General features: G+C 62.2%; 20 protein-coding genes. 7 read left to right on the top strand and 13 right to left on the bottom strand.

All coding sequences use genetic code 11. The features are described from left to right. Positions 1 to 69 precede the first annotated feature (69 nt). From WBQ96_RS27935 to WBQ96_RS27915, 5 genes are all read right to left on the bottom strand, one after another. Positions 70 to 2,187 carry a beta strand repeat-containing protein gene (locus WBQ96_RS27935; protein WP_336556287.1) on the bottom strand — a complete coding sequence of 706 codons (2,118 nt, stop codon included), beginning with the start codon at positions 2,185 to 2,187 and terminating at the stop codon, positions 70 to 72. Positions 2,188 to 2,262: 75 nt separating this feature from the next. After that, positions 2,263 to 4,428, bottom strand: coding sequence for a beta strand repeat-containing protein (locus tag WBQ96_RS27930; RefSeq protein WP_336556286.1), 2,166 nt, complete (start codon positions 4,426 to 4,428; stop codon positions 2,263 to 2,265). Positions 4,429 to 4,652: 224 nt separating this feature from the next. Next, complete coding sequence (locus WBQ96_RS27925) at positions 4,653 to 5,654, bottom strand: TRAP transporter substrate-binding protein (RefSeq protein WP_336556285.1); 1,002 nt, start codon at positions 5,652 to 5,654, stop codon at positions 4,653 to 4,655. 281 nt (positions 5,655 to 5,935) lie between these two features. Further along, positions 5,936 to 6,991: a cupin domain-containing protein gene (locus tag WBQ96_RS27920; RefSeq protein ID WP_336556284.1), complete on the bottom strand. Its 1,056-nt coding sequence runs from the start codon at positions 6,989 to 6,991 to the stop codon at positions 5,936 to 5,938. A gap of 170 nt (positions 6,992 to 7,161) precedes the next feature. Next, complete coding sequence (locus WBQ96_RS27915) at positions 7,162 to 8,106, bottom strand: 2-hydroxyacid dehydrogenase (RefSeq protein ID WP_442920914.1); 945 nt, start codon at positions 8,104 to 8,106, stop codon at positions 7,162 to 7,164. A 473-nt stretch (positions 8,107 to 8,579) separates the two neighbouring features. On the opposite strand from WBQ96_RS27915, the gene WBQ96_RS27910 reads away from it, so the two are divergent. Beyond that, positions 8,580 to 9,707 (top strand): iron-containing alcohol dehydrogenase, encoded by a 1,128-nt coding sequence (locus WBQ96_RS27910; protein WP_336556282.1) that lies wholly within the window; start codon positions 8,580 to 8,582, stop codon positions 9,705 to 9,707. Positions 9,708 to 9,745: 38 nt separating this feature from the next. Next, positions 9,746 to 10,492, top strand: a complete 747-nt coding sequence (locus tag WBQ96_RS27905; protein ID WP_336556281.1) for an SDR family oxidoreductase — start codon at positions 9,746 to 9,748, stop codon at positions 10,490 to 10,492. A gap of 86 nt (positions 10,493 to 10,578) precedes the next feature. Here WBQ96_RS27905 and WBQ96_RS27900 read toward each other — a convergent pair whose 3' ends face one another. The 6 genes from WBQ96_RS27900 to WBQ96_RS27875 form a co-directional block, all read right to left on the bottom strand. Next, positions 10,579 to 11,460 (bottom strand): hypothetical protein, encoded by an 882-nt coding sequence (locus tag WBQ96_RS27900; protein ID WP_336556280.1) that lies wholly within the window; start codon positions 11,458 to 11,460, stop codon positions 10,579 to 10,581. A gap of 63 nt (positions 11,461 to 11,523) precedes the next feature. Continuing rightward, a complete protein-coding gene (locus tag WBQ96_RS27895; RefSeq protein WP_165121122.1) occupies positions 11,524 to 12,084 on the bottom strand; it encodes a prepilin peptidase in 561 nt (186 codons plus the stop codon). Continuing rightward, complete coding sequence (gene gspD, locus WBQ96_RS27890) at positions 12,081 to 14,240, bottom strand: type II secretion system secretin GspD (RefSeq protein WP_336556279.1); 2,160 nt, start codon at positions 14,238 to 14,240, stop codon at positions 12,081 to 12,083. Before gspD ends, WBQ96_RS27895 begins: the two co-directional genes overlap by 4 nt. 375 nt (positions 14,241 to 14,615) lie before the next feature. Continuing rightward, entirely contained in the window at positions 14,616 to 15,893 is a 1,278-nt protein-coding gene (locus WBQ96_RS27885) for a TRAP transporter large permease (protein WP_336556278.1), read from the bottom strand. Next, on the bottom strand, positions 15,890 to 16,435 hold the full coding sequence (locus WBQ96_RS27880) for a TRAP transporter small permease (RefSeq protein ID WP_336556277.1): 546 nt from the start codon (positions 16,433 to 16,435) through the stop codon (positions 15,890 to 15,892). The genes WBQ96_RS27885 and WBQ96_RS27880 overlap by 4 nt, the downstream gene beginning before the upstream one ends. Before the next feature lie 220 nt (positions 16,436 to 16,655). Continuing rightward, positions 16,656 to 16,946: a DUF1330 domain-containing protein gene (locus WBQ96_RS27875; RefSeq protein WP_165121118.1), complete on the bottom strand. Its 291-nt coding sequence runs from the start codon at positions 16,944 to 16,946 to the stop codon at positions 16,656 to 16,658. A gap of 207 nt (positions 16,947 to 17,153) precedes the next feature. Between WBQ96_RS27875 and WBQ96_RS27870 the strand changes: the two genes are divergently transcribed. From WBQ96_RS27870 to WBQ96_RS27850, 5 genes are all read left to right on the top strand, one after another. Continuing rightward, the gene (locus WBQ96_RS27870; protein WP_336556276.1) at positions 17,154 to 17,963 is read left to right on the top strand and encodes an IclR family transcriptional regulator; all 810 of its coding nucleotides are present in this window, start codon (positions 17,154 to 17,156) and stop codon (positions 17,961 to 17,963) included. A gap of 86 nt (positions 17,964 to 18,049) precedes the next feature. Further along, on the top strand, positions 18,050 to 18,631 hold the full coding sequence (locus WBQ96_RS27865) for a DUF2796 domain-containing protein (protein ID WP_336556275.1): 582 nt from the start codon (positions 18,050 to 18,052) through the stop codon (positions 18,629 to 18,631). Positions 18,632 to 18,659: 28 nt separating this feature from the next. After that, positions 18,660 to 19,358, top strand: coding sequence for an ABC transporter ATP-binding protein (locus WBQ96_RS27860; RefSeq protein ID WP_336556274.1), 699 nt, complete (start codon positions 18,660 to 18,662; stop codon positions 19,356 to 19,358). Continuing rightward, a complete protein-coding gene (locus tag WBQ96_RS27855; protein WP_336556273.1) occupies positions 19,355 to 20,611 on the top strand; it encodes an ABC transporter permease in 1,257 nt (418 codons plus the stop codon). Before WBQ96_RS27860 ends, WBQ96_RS27855 begins: the two co-directional genes overlap by 4 nt. Further along, on the top strand, positions 20,611 to 21,336 hold the full coding sequence (locus WBQ96_RS27850) for a DUF3299 domain-containing protein (RefSeq protein ID WP_337035958.1): 726 nt from the start codon (positions 20,611 to 20,613) through the stop codon (positions 21,334 to 21,336). The genes WBQ96_RS27855 and WBQ96_RS27850 overlap by 1 nt, the downstream gene beginning before the upstream one ends. Before the next feature lie 73 nt (positions 21,337 to 21,409). Here WBQ96_RS27850 and WBQ96_RS27845 read toward each other — a convergent pair whose 3' ends face one another. Both WBQ96_RS27845 and WBQ96_RS27840 read right to left on the bottom strand, forming a co-directional pair. After that, entirely contained in the window at positions 21,410 to 23,053 is a 1,644-nt protein-coding gene (locus tag WBQ96_RS27845; RefSeq protein WP_337035957.1) for a GspE/PulE family protein, read from the bottom strand. A gap of 522 nt (positions 23,054 to 23,575) precedes the next feature. Next, positions 23,576 to 23,841 (bottom strand): NAD(P)(+) transhydrogenase (Re/Si-specific) subunit beta (locus WBQ96_RS27840; protein ID WP_336556270.1); only part of this gene is annotated, 266 nt, incomplete at its 5' end.

Below are 23,841 nucleotides of genomic sequence, written 5' to 3'. Positions count from 1 at the left end.
CGTCCTGTTACACAGTTCAGTGCTGCGCGAAGAGTCCGGCCGGGCGGTTTCCCGCCCGGCCGGTAGTGGTTACTGCGAGACGGAGAGGTTGTTCGAGCTGCCGTTCTGGGTGAACGACGTCACGTTGTTCGACCCGTTTTGCAACACGGCAGCCTGGTTTCCATTGGAGGCGCCGGCGTTGCCGACCAAGCCGGTGATGGAGTTGCCGCCGCCGATCTGAGCGAAGGCAAACTGGTTCAGATTGCCGACGACGTCATAGGTCAGGCTGTTGCCCGACAGCGCCGAGGACGAGTCCTGAAGCGCCCTGCCCGCCACGAGCTGACCGCCAGACGTGCTGACCAGCAATCCCGCAGCGCCGGTCAGGATGCCAGAGCCGTTCGAGTCCCCCTGGAAGGTCATGCTGACCGTATTGAGGCTGCCGATCTGGTCGATCAGCGCCTTGTTGTCGTTGCCGGTCGCCTGCGCCACCGCGTCGTTCCAGTCGCCGGACTGGTCAATAACGAACTGGTTGCCGTCTCCGAGGATATCGACCAGCGCGCTGTTGATTTCGCCGTCCTGTTCGATCGCTATACCGTTCTGGTCGCCGACGATGTCGACGAGCCCGGTATTCACCGCTCCTATCTGGCTCAGCATGACCTCGTTGGCATTGCCGTTCGCCCGCGCCACCGCGTCGTTCCAGTCGCCGGACTGGTCAATATCGACCTCGTTGCTGTCTCCGAGGATATCGACCAGCGCGCTGTTGATGTCGCCGTCCTGTTCGAGCGAAGCGACGTTGAGGTTTCCAGTGACGAACACCTCGCCCGTATTGCTGCCATCCTGGTCGACCGCCACGTCGTTCTCGTCGCCGAAGACGTCGACGGTCCCGTAGTTGCTGCCATTAGCCGACAGTTGGTCGAGCGAAATCGTGTTGGCGTTCCCATCGACGTAGATCTCGCCAACATTGCCGAACGAGGCGAGGCTGTCCTGGTTCAGGACCACTGCATTGCCATCGCTGTTGCCGGAGGACCGGTTTCCGATCAGGACCTCGCCGAGATTGGCATTTCCGATCTGGCTCAGCGCGAGTTCGTTCGCGTTGCCGCTCGCTCGCGCCAGCGCCTCGTTCCAAACGCCAGTCTGGGCAACGCCGAACAGGTTGCTGTCTCCGAGTATCTCGAGTTTGGCACTGTTGCCGTCGCCTTCCTGCGATATCGCGACCTGATTGGCGCTTCCGTCCACAGTGCTGACGATCCAGTTACCCAGTCCGTCCTGGACGAGCCCGAACAGATTGTCGCTGCCGGTGACGACATAGCTGATGTCATTGCCTTCGCCGGTCTGGCGAACGCGCGACTGAAGCACCCCGACTCCGAGGGCCGGCCCCGTGAAGACACCGGACGTCACGCCATTGCCGGCGCCGGAGAAAGTCAGCGTTGCGATGTTATCCGCCGCGCCCGTGTTGACCTGGCTCAATTCGCGAAGCTGGTTGCCGTTGCCGCCGCCCTGGCTGATGCTCGCAATGTTGGCGCCGCCAGCCGAGAGGTTGTTCGTCTGCGTCGCCGTGTAGACGAGTTGCGAGTTGCCGGTCTGTGTGATGGTCAGATCGTTGCCGAAACCGGTCTGGTGCGCGCCGCTGCCGTCATTGCGCGGGCCGCTGCTGGTGTTGCCCACGCGTGAGGACTGGCCGGTCTGGGTAATGGTGACGTCGTTCGCATCGTCCGTTGCGCTGCCGGTGAAGGTCTGACGCAGGTTGGAGACGCGCGCCGACCAGCCGCCGCTCTGGGTGATCGTTGCGTTGTTGGAAGAGGTCGTCGCAGACGTGCCGCCATTCTGCTGCACCTCGAAGACGGCCTGGTTGGGGCCCGTCTGGTCGATTCGCAGATAGTTGGAGTTTCCGATCTGGTCGATGCCAAGTCCTGCCTGGTCGCCCGGCGATCCTGCCCGGTTGATCTGGTTGCGCGGCGGGCTGGTGACGTTCGAGTCATGTGTCTGGTTGATGATCAGCTCGTTGTCAGCGCCGTCCTGCCGGATTCGCTGCGTCGTATGTCCGGCTCTGTTGCCGACGGCCGAACCGTTGGACTGGCCCTGAACGATGGAGGCCGAGTTACCGCCACCGATCTGGTCGATATAGGCCTCGTTCTCGCTGCCGGCGAACGCCGCCCCCATCAGAAGTCCGACCGCCGTGGTGGTCGCAAGTGTCAGCTTGAATGTCATCGTGTAACTCCTGTCACGCGGTTGAATGTGGCTCGAAGACGTCGGCCGGGCGGGTTCCCGCCCGGTCGATAGTGCTTACTGCGAGACGGAGAGATTGTTCGAGCTGCCATTCTGGGTGAACGAAGTCACGTTGTTCGACCCGTTTTGCAACACGGCAGCCTGGTTTCCATTGGAGGCGCCGGCGTTGCCGACCAGGCCCGTGATGGAGTTGCCGCCGCCGATCTGGGCGAAGGCGAACTGGTTCAGATTACCGACGACCTCATAGGTCAGGCTGTTGCCCGACAGCGCCGAGGACGAGTCCTGAAGCGCCCTGCCCGCCACGAGGAGGCCACCAGAGCCGCTGACCAACGCTCCCGCGGCGCCCGTCAAGCTGCCAGAGCCGTTCGAGTCCCCCTGGAAGGAGATGCTGACCGTATTGAAGCTGCCGATCTGTTCGATCAACGCCTTGTTATCGTTGCCGGTCGCCATCGCCACTGCGTCGTTCACCGAACCAAACTGGACGATGCCGAGCTGGTTGCCGCCTCCAAAGACATCGACCAGCGCGGTGTTGTCAGAGCCTTCCTGGTCAAGCGACGCGGCGTTGAGGTTGCCGTTGATGACGACAGTCCCCCCGTTCCTGCCGACCTGGTCGACCGTCACGTCGTTGTCGTCGCCGAGGATATCGACGAGCAGGTTGTTGCCGTAGTCGCCGCCGATCACGCCGAGCTGGTCGACGGCGACAGTGTTGGCGCTTCCATCAACGAGGATCTCGGCTTCGTTGCCGAGCGAGAGGCCGCTGTCCTGGTTCAGGGCCACCTCATTGTCGTCGCTGAGGTCGACGGTCCGGTCGCCGATCAGGATCTGGCCGATGTTTGTGCCGCCGGTCTGGCTGAGAGTGACATCGTTGCCGTCGCCGGTCGAACGCGCCGTCGCTTCGTTATAGTCGCCGTCCTGATCGACGTCGAACTGGTTGCCGTTCCCGTAAGACTCGAGCAGCGCGCTGTTGACCCCGCCAACCTGGTCGAGCGTTGCGCCGTTGGAGTTGCCGGTGACGAACACGTCGCCCACATTGCTGCCGGTCTGGCCGACCGCCACTGCGTTCTGGTCGCCGAGGACGTCGACAGTCGCCTCGTTGTAGCCAACCGCGCCGAGCTGATCGACGGACACCTTGTTGGCGTCTCCATCGACGAGGATCCCGGCTTCATTGCCGTACGAGGAGCTGGCGTCCTGGTTCAGGACCACCAGATTGCCGTCGCTACCGGGGGTCCGGTCGCCGATCGCGATCTCGCCGAGATTGGCGTCTCCCGTCTGGCCCAGTGCGAACTCGTTGGCGTTGCCGGTCACCCGCGCCACCGCCTCGTTCCACGAGCCGGACTGGTCGATGCCAAACTGGTTGCTGTCGCCGACGATGTCCAGCTGCAGGTTGTTGCCGTTGCCTGCCTGAGTGATCAGGCCCTGCGTGACCGTCGACGAGGAGGTAACGAACAGGCCGAAGCCGCTCGTGCCGTTGGCGTTGCCGACCTGCAGCGCGTCCGCGGTGTTGCCATCGCCGACCTGAGAACCGTCGATCGCGTTGCCGTTGCCGTCCTGGCTCATGACGGTCGCATTGCCCTGGCCGTTCTGGAGCGAGGTGCCGATGCGGTTGCCTTCGCCGGTTTGGCTCAGATTGGCGTCGTTGCCTCCGCCCGTCTGCGTCACGCCGCCAGCGACGGAGTCGGCGTTACCGGTGCCGATGATGTTGCCGCCCGCGCCTTCGCTAGTCTGGGTGATGTCCACATTGTTGGCAGCACCCGAGACATGCGTCTGCGAGATGCCTGTGACCGTGGACTTGCCATCTACCGGCTCACCCGAAGCGGTTCCCTGGGTGACGGTCGCGCTGTTGAGTGTGCCCGAGCTGGTTCCGCTGCTCTGGTTGATCTGGTTGACGCGGTTGCCGTCGGAAAGCTGGTCGATGACCAGCAAATTGCCGTTGCCGGTCTGGTCGAGGCCGGTGCCGCGCGTACCGATCTGGTTGCGGCTACCTGCCTGTTCGATGTCGAGGCTGTTACCCGAGCCGTTCTGGCTTGCCGCGTCGGTCGACGTGCCAAGTTCGTTATCGTCTCCGGCTGCCTGCATCACGACGCTGGAGCTGCCGCTACCCGACTGGGAAACGTTTGCGTAGTTGTCGTCGGCCCAGGCCGGCGCAGACACCAGTGCCATGGCTGTCGCGCCTAGTAGCGTCGAAGCGAAACGCTTCGATGAGAAGAGAGCGTTCTTTTTCATGATTTTGAATGTCCCCAACTGAGGTTTCAGAGATGGCGTTGCCAGTCGCGCGTGGACCGATGGCCGGCCTCGCGCGGGGCAACGTCAGTTTGTTGAACCCTGGCGTCTGCGACGAGCCCTACACCGCGCACTGGCTGCGGCTGCGAGCTGGATCAGTCGCACTATGTTTCTGAAGTTGGACGCCGGAGCAGGCGAACCAGGCTCCGGCGCCACGACGACGACCGTTACTTGGCAACCGCAGCCATATCGGCGCGCGCCTGCTCGACCAACTCGACGCCGATCTTCTCGCTGTACTCCTTGACGACGGGCGCAACGCGCTCGCTCATGGCTGCAAGCGCTTCAGGCGTGGGGCGGGTGATCTTGAAGCCCTTAGCCTCGAGTTCCTGCTCCAGATTGTCAGCCGCCTTGCGCGACACGTCCCGCTGGAAGGCTGCCGATTCCTTCGCGGCTTCCATGACATGTGCCTTGTCTTCGTCGGAGAGGCTTCCAAACCACTTCTGGCTCGCGAGCAGAACGAACGGCGTATAGACGTGGCCAGTCTTGGCCAGATGGCTCTGCACCTCATAGAACCTTGCGGTATAGATCAGAGCGTACGGCGTCTCCTGGGCATCGACGGCGCCATTTTCGAGGGCACTGTACAGCTCAGGCCAGGGAAGCGGCGTCGGATTGGTTCCCAAAGCCGTCCAGGTCGCAAGGAACAACGGGTTGGGTATAACCCGGATATTGATCCCTGCCATATCCTCCACCGTGTTGATCGGACGGATCTTGTTGGTCATGTGGCGGAAGCCGTTGTCCCACCACGCCAGCCCGACCATGCCGGTCTTTTCCTTCAGCTGTGAAAACAGCTGCTCGCCGACCGCGCCATCCATGACGGCATCCACCGCGGCGAAGTCCTTGTAGAAAAACGGAAGGTCGTAGATCATGAACTGCGGAACGACGCCGACCAGGTTGGGCGTGGGGCCAACCATGATGTCGATGAAGCCGGCCTGCACGGACGCCTGCATCTCGGGCTCGCTGCCGAGCACGCCGTTGCCGAATGTATCGATCTTGATACGCCCGCCGGTCTTTTCTTCCACCAGCTTCGCAAAATGGCGCGAAGCCTGTCCGACCGGATGGTCCTCTGTAGGCACGTAGCCCAGACGCGGATTCTGAGCCATGGCCGGAGCGGCAGCCAAGAGGCCTCCCACGAGGGCTGCAGTTAGAAGCAGTGCTTTCATAGCTTTCATAATTTATCCTCCCAAGAATGGTTCACAGGAACCAGGATGCAGGAACTGTCACCTCGGGCGACAGGACCGGCAATACGTGAGTTGCGCCCTTGCCGCTGAGGCGAAGGGTATGTTGCTTAGTTGACCACCGCGTTGAGCGCAGCGCCGACGGCGATGTGACTATCCATTGCTACCGCTGCGATGAACACAGCTTTAGGAAGTCATCGGGTCGACGCATGCGCATTCACCACGGGTGGACGAGACCAGCGGCCCGCCCGCGATGAGACGGGCCATAGGCAGGATCAATCGAGCCAGCCCTTGCCCGAGATCGGGGGCGTCGGGGGGTTGGGCTGGGAGGCAGTCGGTGGCCAGTTATGCGTGCCGGTCGGGAAGGGATTGATGGCAACCCGCGTGTCGAACCCCGGGCAATGGTTCGCCGCCGAGTGCCAGCGGCCGGCCGGGACATAGACGATATCGCCGGCCTCCGAGACAAAGAAGGGAAGGCCTTCGATGTTGTAGCTGATCTGACCTTCCATGATGAACCAGAATTCACCATAGTTGATGTGCCTGTGTCCCAGCGACGTGGGGGACTGAGGATTGCAGTTGAACGCCTGGCCGCGGATCGCGTTCACAAACAAGCCAGGACTGGTTACGAATGCGCTCGCCGATGGCGAAGCAAGGAAATCCCTGAAAGTAGAATTGCCCGTCCCAAGGGCTTCTGCACCCGGATCCTGTCGCGTCAACGCCCAAGTCATCCCCGCCTGCGGCTTCGGCAAGGTTGCCGCCGCCTGCGGGTAAGTGATCTTGGCGTCAGCGGTGAAGACCTCGAAGTGCAGGGACGGTACCGCGCCGACGTTCTTCATCTGGAACTGCGTGCGCGCGGGAACCTGGACCATAAAGCCTTTGGTGGCCGTAAACGGCGTCTGGCTCCCGATCGTGAACTCGACCGAACCTTCCCAGACAATGAAGGCCGCGCGGGTATCCGATATGAACATGGCCGGCGACTGATCACCGACCGCCAACTGAACCCATGAAGCCTGCAGGTGCGCGTCGCTGACGACCGTCTGGTGCCAAGTTTTGGACTGATTGGCGGGAGAAATCTTGGCGCGCACGTCGGCTATCGTCGTATGTGGCTTGTTCGGGGCCTTGTATGGTGCCAGCGCCACCGGCTTTGGCGTCCAGGTGAACACGGTCTGTGCGAGCGCCGCGGTGGACGATACCGCCCCGATCGCCAACGCGGCTATGATGGCCAATCCGCCTTTACATAGATTCATGAGAGTTCCTCCTCCATCTTCAGTTTTACCAATGGCGACATCACCAATCTGACCGAACCTCCCGAGCCAATCAGATTGTTCCACGATGTGGGCATGGTGTCCAACAATGCATACTGGGCAGAATATTAACTCATTGTCAACGCTTCATCGCTGTGCTTCAAAGCTCGACGATCAGATCCTTGCCCCTTGGGTTAACGTTACGGCACTGCACTCGGCTGACGGTGTGGGCCGCCCGGCGGCCGATCTGCGTTTTACTAGGGTACGGGTGTGATCGCCGCTCCACTCTGGAACCAGGCGATCACGTTCTGTGCCACGAGGTCCGCCATTGCGGTGCGCGTACTGACCGATGCGGATCCGATATGCGGCAGGATCGTCAGGTTATCGAGCGCCAGCAGGTCTTCGGAGACATTGGGTTCATCCGCGAGCACGTCGAGGCCGGCCGCCGCAATGGCTCCTGTGCGCAGGGCGCTGATCAGTGCATCCTCGTCCACGACGGTTCCGCGGCCTACGTTGATGAACACGCCCTCGGGCCCGAGGGCGGACAGCACCTCGGCATTCACGCTGTTTGCGGTCGACGGGTCGCCCGGCACGATGGAGATGAGCACATCGACGGCACTGGCAAGTTCCAGCAGTGAAGGAAAGTAGTCGTACGCAACCCCCTCCGCCGGGCGCCGGCTGTGATAGGCAACAGGAAGCCCAAACGCTTCAACTCGTCGGGCGATGCAGCGACCGATCCGCCCCATTCCGTAGATGCCGACCCTGCGGTTCCGCAGCGTCAGACGGCTAAGCGGGTAGTCCGATGCTTTCCACCGGCCCCCGCGAACGAAGGCAGCCGCCTTGGGTATCTCGCGCACGACACTGATAAGGAGCCCCAACGTGAGATCGGCGACTTCCTCGTTCAGGACATCAGGGGTGTTCGTGACGACGATATTCTTGCTGCGTGCGTAGGCAGCATCCACCGCGTCGTAGCCGACGCCGTAGCTGGCGATGATCTCAAGGTTGGGAAGGGCGTCTATGAACTGCCGATCGATTCTGGCGCGACAGGCCACGCCACGAATTGACGCCCGCACCTCCGGGGACAGATGGGCGTGAATGTCACAGTCAGGGGTTTCGACCAGGCTGAAATGCGTTCTGAGCATGCGGCGGGCATGCTCGTGCATCCAGCCCGGTATCAACACGGTGGCGGCGGGTTTCGACAAAGGCTTTCCTTCCGGTTCGGGGGTGTCACTGCCGGCACGAATGGCCGCAGGTGAATCAGGGTTTTCGCACGGGAGGCCTTTGGATTGCGCAATGCGCCGATAGTGAGCCGCGGACTTGATTTTGGCTTCGAGCTCGCGGCGGCTGGCCAGTTCCTCCAGCGAAATCAGCATGTCAGCGGTTCCTGTACCATGTCCTCCAAAGCCGCCATCGATTCGACCATAATGTGGTCAATCTGTCCAAAAATTTGATAAGGGCCCGCAACCTCTTTGTCAAGACGGCGGGAACGCTGCAACCACAAGGTGGAGCTTGACAAGCGGGCGGTTCCGCCTAATGTTTGGACATAGTGTCCATATTATGGACTCGGCGATTCCAAAAAGGTCGCGTGCTCGTATTCACCGGCTGCACGAAATGTGCCGAATGCCAGACGGTGGCTGCAGCGATGCATGTGCGGAATATCAAGGAGTGTGGCAGCGTGAACAATATTAACTACCTTACAAATATCAATTTCGGGCTTGGAGCAGCCGAGTCACTGGCAGAAATTTTGCGCGAACTCGGCGTGTCGCGCCCTTTGGTGATCAGCGATCACGGCATCAAATCTGCTGGTTTGCTTGAGCGTCCGGTTTTCGAGTTCCTGAGAACAGCGCCGATCTTCCTGGACGTTCCCTCCAACCCGACTGAGAGCGCAGTTGCTGCCGGTCTCGCGCTATACAGGCAAGGCGGCTGCGATGGGGTAGTGGCGATTGGCGGAGGCTCTCCGATCGACCTGGCCAAGGGCGTGGCGCTGCTCGCCACGCACGATGGTGAACTTGAGCGTTATGCAGCGATCCTGGGCGGGGTGGCACGTATCACCGGCGCGGTAGCGCCGCTTGTGGCCATCCCGACAACGGCGGGTACGGGGTCCGAAGTTGGACGCGCGGCACTGATCACACTGGATGACGGCCGGAAGCTCGGGTTTATCAGCCCGCACCTCATCCCGCGCAGGGCGATCTGTGACCCGGGGTTGACGATGGGGCTCCCCCCGGCTCTGACGGCCTCGACAGGGCTCGACGCGCTGTCGCATTGTATCGAGACGTACCTTTCCCCCCGCTATAATCCGCCTGCCGAGGCAATTGCCACCGACGGCTTCCAACGCATCTGGAAGGCCTTGCCTGTCGCGTACGCAGATGGCGCGAACGCGGAGGCGCGGACCGAATTGATGATGGGTGCCCTCGAAGGGGGCATGACGTTCCAGAAGGGTCTCGGGGCCGTCCATGCGCTTAGCCATGCATTGGGCGGTCTCAAGGAGGCGAAGCTTCATCATGGGACGCTCAACGCCATCTTGATGCCGACCATCCTTCGGTGGAACATGGAAGTTGAAGCCGTGGCTCGAAAGGTCGGCTACCTCGAACGCCTGGCGGGACTTGAACATACAACGCTCGCAGATGCGCTGGACGGGTTGAACCGTAGTCTGGGCATTACGCCCAGATTGTCCGAACTGGGGGTCCCCCGGCACGTCATCGATTGGGTGTGTGAGCGAGCCCTTGCAGACCACAGCCATCCCACCAATCCTCGCCTGCTGACCAAGGAAGACTACGCCGCGATCCTTGAGTCCGTCTTCTAGGCTGCGAACCGTCAGAGAATGAGCGAGGGGGTCATTTCATGAGACCGATTATTATCGTAACGGGCGCAAGCCACGGCATCGGTGCCGCAACGGCTCGGCGGTTCGCCGCCGAAGGCTACGATGTCTGCATAAACTACCTCTCGGACACCACCGCTGCGTCCGAAGTCGTCGAGGCCTGCAAGGCCGCGGGTGCCCGCGCCATCGCGGTGCAGGGAGACGTGGGCAAGAGGGAGGACATTCAAGCTCTGTTCAGCGCCTGCGACGATGAACTTGGGCGAGTAACCTGCCTGGTCAACAATGCCGGGATCATCGGGAAAGCTGGAAAGATAGAAGAGTTGCAGCCTGCGGTGCTGGAAACCGCCTTCAGGATCAACGTCTTCGGCGTCATGTACTGTATTCAGGAGGCCGCGAGACGCATGTCCACCCGCAAGGGTGGCCAGGGCGGGACGATCGTGAACATGTCGTCGCTGGCCGCGTTCCTCGGCAGCCCCAACGAATATGTCCACTATGCCGCCACCAAGGGGGCAGTGGAATCCATCACATTCGGCGCGGGCAAGGAACTGGCGCCGGAGGGCATCCGCGTGAATGCCATACGTGTCGGGACCACCAACACGCGGATACACACGCAGGGCGGAAATCCCGAGCGGCCGGCCAGGATCGCGGCGGCGACCCCCATGGGGCGCATCGCGGAGCCTGACGACATCGCGCGCGCGGCGCTGATGCTTGCGTCTCCCGGCTCCGGATTCATGACAGGCACCCTGATCACGGTGGCCGGCGGGCTCTGATGCCCCGCGGTCGGGATATTCCACAGGGGAGTGCCAGGCTGGCCTGGCACTCTTGCTGAGACCGGTCGCGTCCCATCCACGGGCATTCATTCCAGCTCAATTGCCGCGCGACGCCAGTCGAGCACTCTGTAGGGCGCCTCGTCCGCGTTCGATACAAGCATCAATGCCTCGAAAGATTCGCTGTAACCCGACCGCAGGGTGGTCCTGATTTCGACGCGCCAGCTCGGTGCCTGCTGCAGCGTGTTGAAGGCCACCGCCGCCAGCGACTGCTCGAGCTGCTCGCGTGACAGGCGGCCGGCGTGGAAATCCTTGATCGCCTTTCGCACCGACGGCGGCAGGCCAGGAATGTCGCTCAGCAGTCCATCATCGAGCGCTTCCAGGCGAACGCCGGCCAAGCCGGATGAGACGGTGACATAGGCTTCGATGGCGATAGCCATGTCGGGCGTTATTCCCGGGAAGGCGGCGAGTTCGGAGACCGTCTGAAACAGCTTTGTATCGTTTCCAGCCGGCTGCCCGGCGCGGCGGCCGATGATCTTTGTCGCCAGATCGTCCGCCGTTCCGGGAGCGGCGCCGGCGGCTCGCAACGCGCCAACGATCAGCTGCCGCTCGGCGGTGTTGAGATCGATCCGCAAGGCTTCATTTGTCGCAGAGACGGAAACAACCCCGGCCGGCAGGGTGATTGTTGACGATATCTGATCGCTCAGCGTGCCCACATCGTCGGCGGGGCCGGCGCGAATCTCGGCCGCTGCCTGCGAGAGCCCGGCTTCCGCCAGAATGCGCGCCGAAGCCTTGTCCTCCGTGACGCGCACGCTGGCCACGACACCGGTCATCTGCACGCGAAGGATGACAGCAAGGAACCCCAGGAAAATCATAATCCACAGGACGCTGACGAGGATTGCACCCCGCCGGCTCGTTGCCGAGTTCATGCCCATAGCCGCAAGACCCATTTCGCCCCCATGCTTCGCCACGAAACGCGACGCCACAATCCCGGTGAAATCAAGACTTTGCCCTCCCCGGCTCAAGCGATGTGATCACCATGCGGCGAGCAGCCACGCCCAGACGATGACCAGTGCCGGCGCGAGGAACGTTCCAAACGGAACTCGCGCCGCGGCCCGTAGCGGGCGGCGCAGGCGAACCGCGCGGATGACGCTGAAGATGAGCGCTGCGACCGAAGCAAGCATGATCTGGGCGCCGACACCGGCCAGCCCGACCAGGGCGGCGGATACACCGATCAGCTTGATGTCGCCGAAGCCGATGCCGTCGCGGCCGCGCAGCCTCCCGTACGCGAAGTCGAACAGGCACATCAGAAGCATTAACGCGCCCCCGGGAACGATGCGCCAGGCCAGCGCGGCGAAATCACCCGACTGGAACCACCAGTCAGCGAGCGCGACGAACAAGATGCCGGCCGTGTAGCGGTCAGGAATGAGCAAAGACGCAAGATCGTGGACCGCGATTGCCGCTGCCAGAAGGCATAGTGCAAGCGTCGACGCGATGAAGAATGCGGGGCTTCCGACGACAGCGGGCACGGTACCGACGGCGAGCGCGAATGCTACGGCGGCGGTAGACCACCGCCGCGCCCTCAGAAGCTTCATTCGATTACCGTCTTGGCAGGCCGCCGCAGCGGCACGTTCCTGGATGGTTCGTTCATCAGCCGCAATTGCGACCGCATCTGCTCGGCCACATGCTGCGCATCCATGCTGTCGCGAATGACCTGCGGCCGGATCAGGATGATGAGTTCGGTGCGCGTCGCGGAATTCTGGTTGGATCGGAACGCCTCGCCTATCACCGGAAGGTCGCTGAGAACCGGCACGCCGTCGCGGCCGCGCTGCTGGCGTTCGGCGATCAGGCCGCCGAGCATCACGGTCTGGCCGCTGGCGACCGATACGGTCGAGCTGACCTTTCGTTGCGATATAGTCGGCGTCAGGGACTGGGCCTGGCTGCGCTGGACCGAGCTGATCTCCTGTTCGATGACGAGGCTGATCGTGCCGTTTCCGGTGATCCGGGGCAGAACCTTCAGGATCACGCCGGTATTTCGAAACTCGACGTTGTTGACGATCGGTGCTTCCGGATCGGTGATGGACTGCGCGGTGCGGGTGACGATCGGGATCTCATCACCGACCTGCAGCAAGGCGGGCTTGTTGTCGAGCACCACAACCGAGGGCGTGGAAAGCACCTTGACCTCGGTAACGCCGCGCAGCGCATCGATGACGACGCGCGGCTCGGTGTCCGAACCGAGGAGGAGGTTGAACCCCGGAATGGTTCTGGACAGCGCAGCCTTGCTTGCTTCCGTAAACAAGCCCACCGAGCCTTTGTTGTTGCCCAAACCAAGATCGTTGGAGTTCAGGAAGAACTGCACGCCGTAGCGCAACTCGTTGGTCAGGGTCACCTCGGCGATCGTCGCCTCGATGGCAACCTGCTCCTGCGGGCGGTCGAGCGCGACGAGGGCCTGTTCAATGAGCCGCTGCTGGTCGGGCCGCGCGAAGACGAGAATGGTGTTGTTTTCCGGGTTCGCGGTGACGCGCACGCCGCCTTGCAACCCGCCGCCGGCAGCGCTCGGAGAAGGCTGGTCGGAGTTTCCACCAGGGGTCGGCAGGCTATCCGCCATGCGCTGATCCGGCGTCGCACTAGCCAACTGCGAGCCGTCTGCGCCCTGATTCTGGCCGTCGGCCTGCGAGCCGGGCGGAAACTGCGAGGCCGGCTCTTCCGAAGCCGGTGATGCTGAGGCGCCGTTGAACATCTCGTTGACCATCGATGCAAGGCGCCGTGCCTGCAGGTGCTGGACCTTGTACACACGCAAATTGGAGGCAGCCGCGTCGATCCGGTCGAGCCGCTGGATCCAGCTCGCCGCGCGCTGCAACTGGTTGCGCGTCTTCGCCACCACCAGAATCGCGTTGCTGCGCTCGATCAGCTGGACCTTGATCGTGTTGCGCCCGCGACCGCCCTCCCCGAGGTCGAGCACGCGGGTCAGCTCGGGCATCATAGTGGCCGCGCTGGAATTGTTGACAGGGAAAATACCGACCGATTGGTCCGCCAGCCAATCCTGGTCGAATGAGTGCGCTGCTTCGATCGCCGCGGTCCGCTCCGCCGCCGTCCCCTGGAAGATCAGCGCGTTGCGGCTGGGATCCTCGCGCACCATGCCGGGACGGGCGACGAAGTTTTCGAGCAGCGGCAGGATCGTGCTGGCGGAAACGTTTTTCAGGGGAAACACCGTGACGGCGTAGCCGGGCTGGATGGTGGTGCCCTGGTCGAGTTCGGCGGCGCCGAATGCTTCGTTCGCAGGCATCAGCCGCAAACGGTCCCTTTCGCGCATCATGGCCACGCCGTTGCTGCGTAGCGCGGACTCGAACATGGTCAGGATCTCCGAGGCCGGCGTAGGCTTCGACGTCGTGATCGAGACGCGCCCGGCTACCCTTGGATCGATGGAATAGCTGATGCCAAGCACTTCGCCGAGAACGGTGCGCGCGGCCACCTTGATCTCGGCTTCCTCAAGGTTGACCTCGAACTCTTCGCCGCTCAGCCGCTCGAGCGACTTGCGCTCGCCGGCAGTCAGCCGTTGTTCGTAGCCGTAATATACTTCACCCTGCCGGTTGTTCTGCGTGCGGCCGAAGCCGAGGCCCGACAGAAAACCGCCGCCGGAAGACTTGCGCGCACTCAAATCAGCGTTCGCAACCTTGTCCAGGGGATCCGGCCGCTCGGCAACCTCTCCAAGATAATCATCAGTAGAAGTACAAGCGGCCACGACCGCCATTGCGCAGGCCGCCAAGCATCTGCGAACCCATACGGCATAGGTATTTGGAGCGCCGCCTTGCCGAGCTACACTCACCCGCTCACCCCACACAAGCGTACACGCGGCACCCTATGGTCGGAAAAGTACCGTTCTATGAAACGCCTGAAAATCATAAAGCACTGCTTCCCACTTGCGCACAGTACATCTCGCCGATGTCGGTCAGTGGAGGCTCGGTGAAGAACTCGAACGTTTGCAGCGGTTCGACATCGACCTGCGCTCACGAGATGCAATTCCTCCTGTGTCAGGGTCCCGCCGCCGTCCGCGGCAGGACCCTGTGTCATGTAGACGGAAAGGCCGTCGTCGAATGTTCAGTCTAACTCCTCCACTGTTCGAACCTCAGTGGAGCCAGCTTGCTGGCACGGTCACCAATGCCGGGAAGAGAACCAGCAGCACAATGAGGATCATCTGCGCCACAAGGTAAGGCATCGCACCCTTCGTAGCCGCCTCCATTGAAACCCCGCTGATTCCACACACTGTGTTGAGGACCGTTCCGACAGGAGGCGTGATCAGGCCGACCGCGTTGACCATCATGAAGATGACCCCGAAATAGACCGGGTCGATCCCGGCCGCATTGACGATCGGAATGAGGACGGGCACCAGAATGGTGATGCACGGTGCGAAATCGAGCGCGGTGCCGACGATGAAGACCGCTATAACGATCATACCCATCAGCAGAATCGGTGAGTCGATGAATGGATCGAGGAGACTGACAAGCTGGGCGGGCAGATTGGAAATCGTCAGCATGAAGCCGGAGATCATGGAGGCTGCCACCAGCAGCATGATCACTGCTGTCAGACGCCCGGCGGCGAGCAGCGCGTTATAGAGCAGTTGCGGTGTCAGCTCCCGATAAACAAACAGCCCCACAAACAGCGCATAGGCGGCGGCAACGACGCCAGCTTCAGTAGGTGTGAAGAGGCCGAACCGCAGTCCGGCCAGGATAATCACCGGCATCATCAACGCCCAACCGGCGGTCATGATGGTTTTCGGAAGGTCCTTGCGCGGCAGTTTGAGCCGGACCGTCGCCGTTTCCTTTTTGGAAAGGAACCACCAGGCGATCATGAGGCTCAGTCCCATCATAACCCCTGGCACGATCCCGGCGAAGAACAGGCCGACGATGGAAATGTTTGCGGTGACGCCCAGAATGATGAACCCGACAGACGGCGGGATCACAGGGGCGATAATGCCTGTCGCCGCCATCAAGCCCGAGGCTCGACCCATATGGTAGCCCGCATCCCGCATCAGGGGGACCAGCATGACGGCCAGCGTCGCCGTATCCGCGATTGCGGATCCGGAGACGCTGGCAAGCACCAGACCCGTGCCGATGACCACGTAGCCGAGTCCGCCACGGACATGACCGACGAGCGCCAATGCCACGTTCACGATGCGGCGGGAGAGGCCGCCAGCGTTCATCAGCTCACCCGCAATGAGAAAGAACGGGATCGCCATCAGCGGATAGCTATCCGCCCCATTGACCAGCCGCTGCGCCAGGATCTGCGCATCCAGATTTCCCATCAGCAGCATCATCGCGACGCCCGACAGCATCAGGGCGAAGGCAATGGGAACTCCGATGCCCATCGCACCAAGGAGGGAAACGATAAAGACCAAGCCGCTCACGGTGCTTTCTCCGAAGTAAGCGCAGGGGGCACAACCGGTAGCGGCTCAACATGCTCCACCCCCGACCAGGGGGCGGGCAGGATGCCGCGCAGCGAGCGCCACAGATCAATGAGGAGAACCACAGCCATCAGGATGGCAGCAACGAGCCCCGCGAGGTAGATGGCGCCGACGGGAATTCCCGACAGTGCCTGGACGTTGCCCCATTCGATCACGGTGAGTGACCAGCTGCCTTGTGCCAGGAGCCAGCAGCACCAAAGCATCAAGCCATATGAAACAAGAAAGCAGACGAAGCGCGCCCTGCGAGGCAACCGGACCACCAACGACTCGACGCCGAGATGCGCGCCCTTGGCGAGCGCCACCACAGATCCCATGAAGATGACCCATACGAGGACCACACGGGACACCTCAACGGCAAACGGAATGCCTGAGCTGAAGCCATACCGCAGCACGACATTCGTGAAGATCAGGAGGCTGATGACGGCCATGCCGGCGACGACGAAGATGTCGAAAGCCTTGAATAGCCACGGCAACGGAGAGGACATGACTGCTCCCAAAAAGGTTGTGCGCGCATGCGACCGGCCTTCGTCGCACTCTGACGAGTATCCGTAGGCCGTCAGCGGAGCTACCAGCATGTCGGTCGGGCGCAGACGCCCGATCGCGTGATGACGGCAGGCCCTGCTGATGCGGTCGAACAGCGCGCAAGGGTAAAGACGATGATCCCTCGAACCGGTATGGCAGAGGTTTCAGGCGACGCTCGCGGTGTCAGATACCTTCCACTACGGCCAGATGTGCTTTGGCATGCTTCTCGCGGGCCTTGATCGCCGTCTGATACTCTGGAGAGTTGTAGCAGGCGAGGGCTGTATCGTAGTCTTTGAACTCGATGACTGCCAGGCGGTTTGCGGCGGAGCCTTCCATAACTTGGCTCTTACCCGCACGAACGACAAAGGAAGCGCCGTATTTGTCGAACGCTGCCTTGTTCAAGGCAATGTATTCTTTGTACCCCTCCTGGTCTGCAATGTCGACCATTGCGACCCAGTATCCTTTTTTGGTCATTTGCTTTCCTCTCCCAAGAAATTCCCGCGCCCCTCGCGGAACGTACGGACGGCCCGATGCGTTGACATTTCGCACACGTGCGTTTGCCGTTGATCCTCCTCGACCACACGGCTACAACCGAAATCAGGAACGTTGACTACAATATGGACATCTTGTCCAAGAACGTGTAGTACCGCCATGTTCCGTTGTCAAGCAAGGAGATGCGCCATGAGCCGGAGTGACGTCGAGGACGAAGCCGATGCAAGATCGCCTACTCACGTTCAGGGAGCGGCCTCGTTCTCGAAGTTCGTGACGGTGCTGCAGATCATCGCGGATGCCCCGGGAACCCTGGACATTGCCCAGTTGACGAAGCGCGCGCCATTTCCACGAGGGACGGTCTACCGCCTCGTTTCGGCGCTCATGGCGGAGGGACTTGTCGTGCAGTCAGCAGAAGGCGGAACGTTTCGCTTGGGGCCCCGCCTCCTGCAGCTTGCTGCCAAGACTTGGGACGACTCCGACTTGCGGACGATCGCAAGGGATTTTCTGGTGTCGCTCCGCGACGCAACGGATGAGGCCGTCCACCTTGCAGTGCCCAGCAACAACCGGATGGTCTACATCGACAAGCTGGTAGGCTCCAACAGGGTGCAGATGAAGACCAGTATTGGGGGCCAGGTTGAACTTCACTCCACATCCGTGGGCAAGGCGTGGCTGTCCGGCCTGCCGGACCAGCGGCTGCTGGAGGTCATCAAGAGCCTGGACCTGAAGCGCCACACCGCCAAGACTTTCACGACACCCGAAACGCTGTTCGATGAATTGAAGCGGACTCGCGAGCAGGGATTCGCGTTCGATGACGAGGAGAACGAGCCGGATATCCGCTGTCTCGGCAGCCCGATCTTCAATCGTATGCGGGAACCGGTTGGAGCGGTGAGCATCAGCATGCCCGTGTATCGGCACGACGCGCGGCGCCACGAGCTCTGCGCAAGGCTGGTGAGCCAAACGGCGAGACTGATCAGTACCGAATTGTCCACGATGGTGTAGCGCCCGAACTGCCGCTTGCGCGGTCGCGCCACCCGCCGACGCACGTCGATGGCGGCCATGGATCATTTCGATTGGGAGGGAACGAAATGGGAATGCACCAACACGCCGGGGCATTGCTAGCCGCAGGCATGTTCATCGTCGCGTCGGCGGCACACGCTGCAGAAGAAAGTCGCGAACTCGGTCCACATGTCCACGGACGCGGGACCCTGGCGATCGCCATCGAGGCGAACGATGTTCAGATGGAGTTCTCTGCGCCCGGCATGGACATCGTCGGGTTCGAGCACGAAGCCGACACCGCCAGACAGAAGAAGGCCGTGCAGGCCGCGCTCGCCGACCTGAGGGAGCCGTTGAAGCTCTTCGCCTTGCCCGACCATGCGGAGTGCACCGTCACCTCAGCAGACGTCACACTCATCGCCGGCGACCGCGAGGACCATGGCGCCGCCGCAGAGGCTGACGAAACCGCTGAGACCGACGAGCACGAAGGCGGTCACGCCGAGTTCCGGGCAACGTACGCTCTCACCTGCGGGGATGCGTCCCAGATCACGTCGATGGACTTCCCTTACTTCGATCGCTTCCGCGATGCCGAGGGGCTCGACGTGACCATAGTCGACGCCAACGGCGAGACCGCCTTCGATGTGTCGCGCGAGGCGCGCCGTGTGGAAAGATAGGGTCGAGGCGCGCGTCCTGGCCGACGCCGTGCGTTTGCGCGGTGTCGAATACAAGTGGGACCCGCGAGATCCGTTTTGCCTGTCGGTGGGCGAGTTCGAGGTTTCCCGAGGCGAGCGGTTACTGCTGCTCGGCGCATCCGGCAGCGGAAAATCGACCCTGCTCAGCCTGCTGACCGGCATCGCGCTGGCGCAAGCGGGAAGCCTGGAAATCCTCGGTCAACCGCTTGGTGAGCTCGGCAGCAGCGGGCGCGACCGGTTTCGGGCGGAACATTTCGGCATCATCTTCCAGATGTTCAATCTCCTTCCCTACGGCAGCGTCGTCGACAACGTGCTGCTGCCGCTTAGTTTCGCACCGCGACGTCGCGCCCGCGCGATTGCAGCCGGTGGCATGGAGAGCGAAGCCCGGCGCCTTCTGATGGCCCTCGGACTTCCCGCTGAAATCGGCCGGCAGACGGCGGCCACATTGAGTGTCGGCCAGCAGCAACGCGTCGCGACGGCGCGGGCGCTCATCGGCTCACCCGAGATTATTGTCGCCGACGAGCCGACATCGGCTCTCGACGACGATCGGCAGCAGGATTTTATCGACCTGCTGTTCGGTCAGATCGACGCCACGAAGGCAACCCTGATCATGGTGAGTCACGACCGGCGCCTAGCGCAACATTTTACCAGGGTTGTCCAGCTCACCGACATCCTGGCAAGGTCGAAACGCGAAGGCGACAAGAGATGATCGTTGCCCGCCTAGCCCTGCAATCCCTGGGCAACCGCTGGATCACGGTGTTGCTGACGATCCTTGCGATCTCCGTCAGCGTCATGCTGCTGCTCGGTGTCGAAAAGGTGCGCAGCGGGGCAAGAGACAGCTTTGCCGGGACCGTGTCGGGCGCGGATGTGGTCATCGGTGCAAGGTCAGGCGCCATGCAACTCCTTCTCTACTCCGTATTCCGCATCGGCAATGCTACCAACAACGTCACGTGGCGCAGCTACCAAGATATCGTTTCGCGCTCGGAGGTTGCCTGGGCAATTCCGCTTTCCCTCGGCGACAGCCATCGCGGCTTTCGCGTCATCGGGACGACTCCGGATTATTTCGGGCACTTCCGGTATCGCGGCGGCCAGGCTCTGACGTTCGCCGTCGGTGCACCCTTTGATGATCTCTTCGATGTCGTCATCGGCTCGGACGTCGCCAGCCGGCTTGGCTATTCCACCGGCGACAAGATCACCGTCGCGCATGGTGCGGGCTCCCTCGGGCCGCAACACGACGACCTCCCGTTCCGCGTCTCCGGCATTCTGGCAAGGACCGGCACGCCGGTGGACAAATCCCTCCATGTGAGCCTCAAGGCCGTCGAGGCCATTCATGTCGACTGGCGGTCCGGTTCACGGATCCCGGGAGTGGTGACGCCGGCCGACCGTCTGCGGCAGATGTCGCTTCCTCCGAGGGCGATAACGGCGGCCATCGTCGGCTTGAAGTCGCGCCTGCAAGTCATCGGATTCCAGCGCGCTGTGAACGAGTACAGGGCCGAGCCTCTTTCGGCTGTGCTGCCGGGTGTCGCCTTGCAGGAGATGTGGGGACTGGTCGCCACCCTCGAGACCGCATTGCTTGGCGTCTCAGCCATGGTCGTGGTGACTTCGATGCTCGGTCTGTCGGCGATGATCCTGTCGACGCTTAACGAACGACGCCGTGAGATCGCGATACTGCGCTCGCTGGGGGCGAGACCCCGCACGGTTGCAGGTCTTCTTGTCGGAGAGGCGACGCTCCTGACCGTGGCGGGAATCGCGATCGGTACGACCGCGCTCTATGCGGTCCTGATGGCAGCCCGCCCGCTTGTCGACAGACAGTTCGGCATCGACATCGGCCTTCAGCCTCCATCCGCGACGGATGCTCTGTTGCTGTTGGCAATATTGATCGGCGGAATGGCCGCCGGTTTCCTGCCGGCCTATCGCGCTTACAGGATGTCCCTCGCAAACGGCATGATGGTGAGAACGTGATGACTTCCAGATTCATCTTCGGCAACGCGAGATCGACGCTCCGTGGCATAGCTCTCATTCTGGCTGTCCTGGGCCTTGGCTGCGGCGCGGCATTCAGCGAAGGCGCCACCCAGCTGAAATGGGAGATGCTGATCCCGCCGACAGAACCGCTGGCAAATTTCCCGGAAGGACTTCCTTCTGAGCAGCAGGAGGCGTTGAGAAGTGTCCTTTACTGGAAAGGTCACCCATCGGGCGAGCTGAGCGAGGAGTTTGCCCTTCAGCGCGACGAAGCCAAAAAAAGGGTCGACGCCGACAGGGAGACACTCTCAAAGCAGGGCGTCGATCTGGATGCGATTTACGAACGATACGTAGCCTGGGCCACAGAGGTCGAGAGGCGCGGAACCCTTACCGAGAAGACGTATGACGGCAAGCGGGTAGCGATCGCCGGCTATCTGCTGCCCCTGGATTTTGATCCAGCCGGTACGACCGAGTTCCTGCTTGTCCCCTATTTCGGTGCATGCATCCATGAGCCGCCACCGCCGCCGAACCAGGTGATATACTTGAAATCCTCCACTCCATTCGCGGCTACGAGTCTGTTCGAAGGCGTCATGATAACCGGCACGATGCGCGTGCAGTCTGAAAAGAAAGACCTCTCCTTCGTAGATGGTTCAAGCGAGGTTGCCTCGGGCTATCTTTTGGAGGGCGAAAGCATCGAGCCCTATCAAGGCGATGAAGGCGAGGAATAGTGGCCAAGTCCTGAGCGGAGATTCCAACTGCCAGTCGCGGGTCAGAGGCAAGCGCGGATGTGGATGGATGCGCTCAGCGAAACCCGGTGACCCTGAGCACCTCCGCCGGCGAGGTGAGACCTTGCCCTGCCTTCCTGGCACCGTCATGCGCCATCGTGCTCATGCCTCGCTCCAGCGCGAGCGCTTCGATCCTGGAGTGGTCTGCCCCCTGTGAAGCGAGTTCCGTGATCGCCTCGTCGAGGACAAGGATCTCGAACACGGCGATGCGGCCTCGATACCCTGTGCCGTTGCAACGGCCGCAGCCAACCGCGTTGAACACTTTCTGGCCCGGGGAGAACCCGACGGCCTGGTAGCGGGAGTCGGAGGAAAAGGTCTCGGACGAGAGAATTCCTTCCTGCTTGCAGTGATCGCAGAGCCGCCGCAACAGGCGCTGGGAGATGATGCCGCGTACGGCGCCGACCAGCAGATAGGTCTCGACACCCAGGTCGCGCATACGCGTGAAGGCCGCCGCCGCGGTGTTCGCGTGGACGGTGGTGAGAACGAGGTGTCCGGTGAGCGCTGCCTGGACGGCGGCATGTGCCGTCTCGCCGTCGCGTATCTCGCCGACCAGGATCACGTCGGGGTCCTGTCGCACGAACGTCCGGATCGCCGATGAGAAGGTGATGCCGATCGCCGAGTTGATCTGCGACTGCACGATGCCGGGGATCTGGTACTCGACGGGATCCTCGATGGTCACGATCTTGCGGCCCGGATCGTTGAGCTTTGAGAGCGCGGCGGCGAGCGTCGTCGTCTTGCCGCTGCCGGTCGGGCCGGCGACGGCGATCATTCCATGGGTGTGCTCAAGTAGACGGTTCAGCGTCTGCCGTTCTTCCTCGTCCAGGCCCACGCCCGCGAAATCCAGCAGGACGCTGTCGCGGTGCAGGATGCGCATGACGACGGTCTCGCCATGGATGGATGAGAGGGTGGCGACGCGCAGTTCGACTTCGCGGTCGCCGATGGGAAGGCGCATCGCACCATCCTGAGGCTTGCGGCGCTCGGTGATGTCGAGGCCGGCGAGAACCTTGATTCGCGACACGATCGCATCGCCCATTTCGTGCGGCGGCGAAGGCATGATCCGCAAGACGCCGTCGATGCGGAAACGCATCACGAGCCGTCCGCGCATCGGTTCGAGGTGGATGTCGGTTGCCCTCAGGTCGAGCGCGCGCCGGAAGATGTCGTCGACGACAACCACAACCGGCGCGCCGCTCGCGAGATCCCGCAGGCTTGCGATAGCCGCTTCGGAGGTTGCTCCTTCGCCGGTGGCCTGGGCAACATCCTGGGTGCCGGAAAGGCGTTCCAGGCAGGATTCCAGGTCGGGTGCGGGAACCACGCAGACCTCGACGTCACCGTCGAGAACGGATCGCAGCGCCTCTATCGGGTCTGCGTCTCCGGGGTGGAGAACCCCTATGACGGCGCTCCCGCCCGGCGCCGTGAGCGGCGCGATCCAGTTTTCCACAAGAAATCGGTTTGAGAGATTCTGCGCGACGGGCCTGTAGTCAGCGAGCTGCTGCCGGTCGAGAAGCCGCACGCCATAATAGGACGACAGGAATCTTGCGAGGGCGTCGGCATCGACGATCTGCGCTTCGATCAGCCGATGTAGGTCGGAGGCTCGCGAGGCCGTACTCTCACCGAAAAGGCCCCGCGTAGCCTCGCGGCTCGCCAGTCCGGCGTCGGCCATGGACGACAAGAGTGAGTGTAAGTCTGTAAGCTTTGGGTTCATTGAACGTACCTGTCGCACTTGACCCTTGAGCACAATGGACGCCGGCTTGCGCATGCCGAATCCGGCTGTCGGCTTAGCCCGCAGAGCGGTCTGCCTGACGTACAATTCCGGATCCGGCGGTTCCCCGGAAAGCTGCGCCAGACCAGAAGGCTGTGCGGTATAGGTGTCAAGAGCCCCTGCCCTTCTACTCCCACCAGATGGTGAACCGGGTGCCACACGAGGTAGCGATTGAGAATCTTTCGCTAAACCCACATATCGCGGCCAATGTTGCGACCCCCCACTCGACCACGGCAAGCGTAACGCCCGCCAGCAGCTTGTGGGAAATCGTCATGACCATGCGACCGTGACGATTGTAGCCGAGGGCCGCTTCGGCCGAGGAAGGATATCTTAGCCGCAAAGGCAGACTGCACCATGTGGAATGAGCAGGCTTTGAGTGGCTGGAGCCCTTCCCGCGTCATCGCCTTGCTGGGCGTATCAATTTCAGTGATCCATTGCCTTGACGATTTCCTCGGTCATTTTCTTGGCGTCGCCGAGCAGCATCATGGTGCCGTCCTTGTAGAACAGCGTGTTGTCGATGCCGGCATAGCCGGAACCGAGCGAGCGCTTGACGAACAGGCAGGTGCGGGCCTTGTCGACGTCGAGGATCGGCATACCGTAGATCGGCGACGTCTTGTCGTCGCGCGCCGACGGGTTGGTGACGTCGTTGGCGCCGATGACGTAAGCGACGTCGGCCTGCGCGAACTCGG

This window comes from Mesorhizobium sp. CCNWLY176, assembly GCF_037153935.1.
Classification (GTDB): domain Bacteria; phylum Pseudomonadota; class Alphaproteobacteria; order Rhizobiales; family Rhizobiaceae; genus Mesorhizobium_M; species Mesorhizobium_M zhangyense.
Note: the sequence above shows the minus strand (reverse complement) of the source record. Positions and strands in the feature narration are given on the sequence as shown.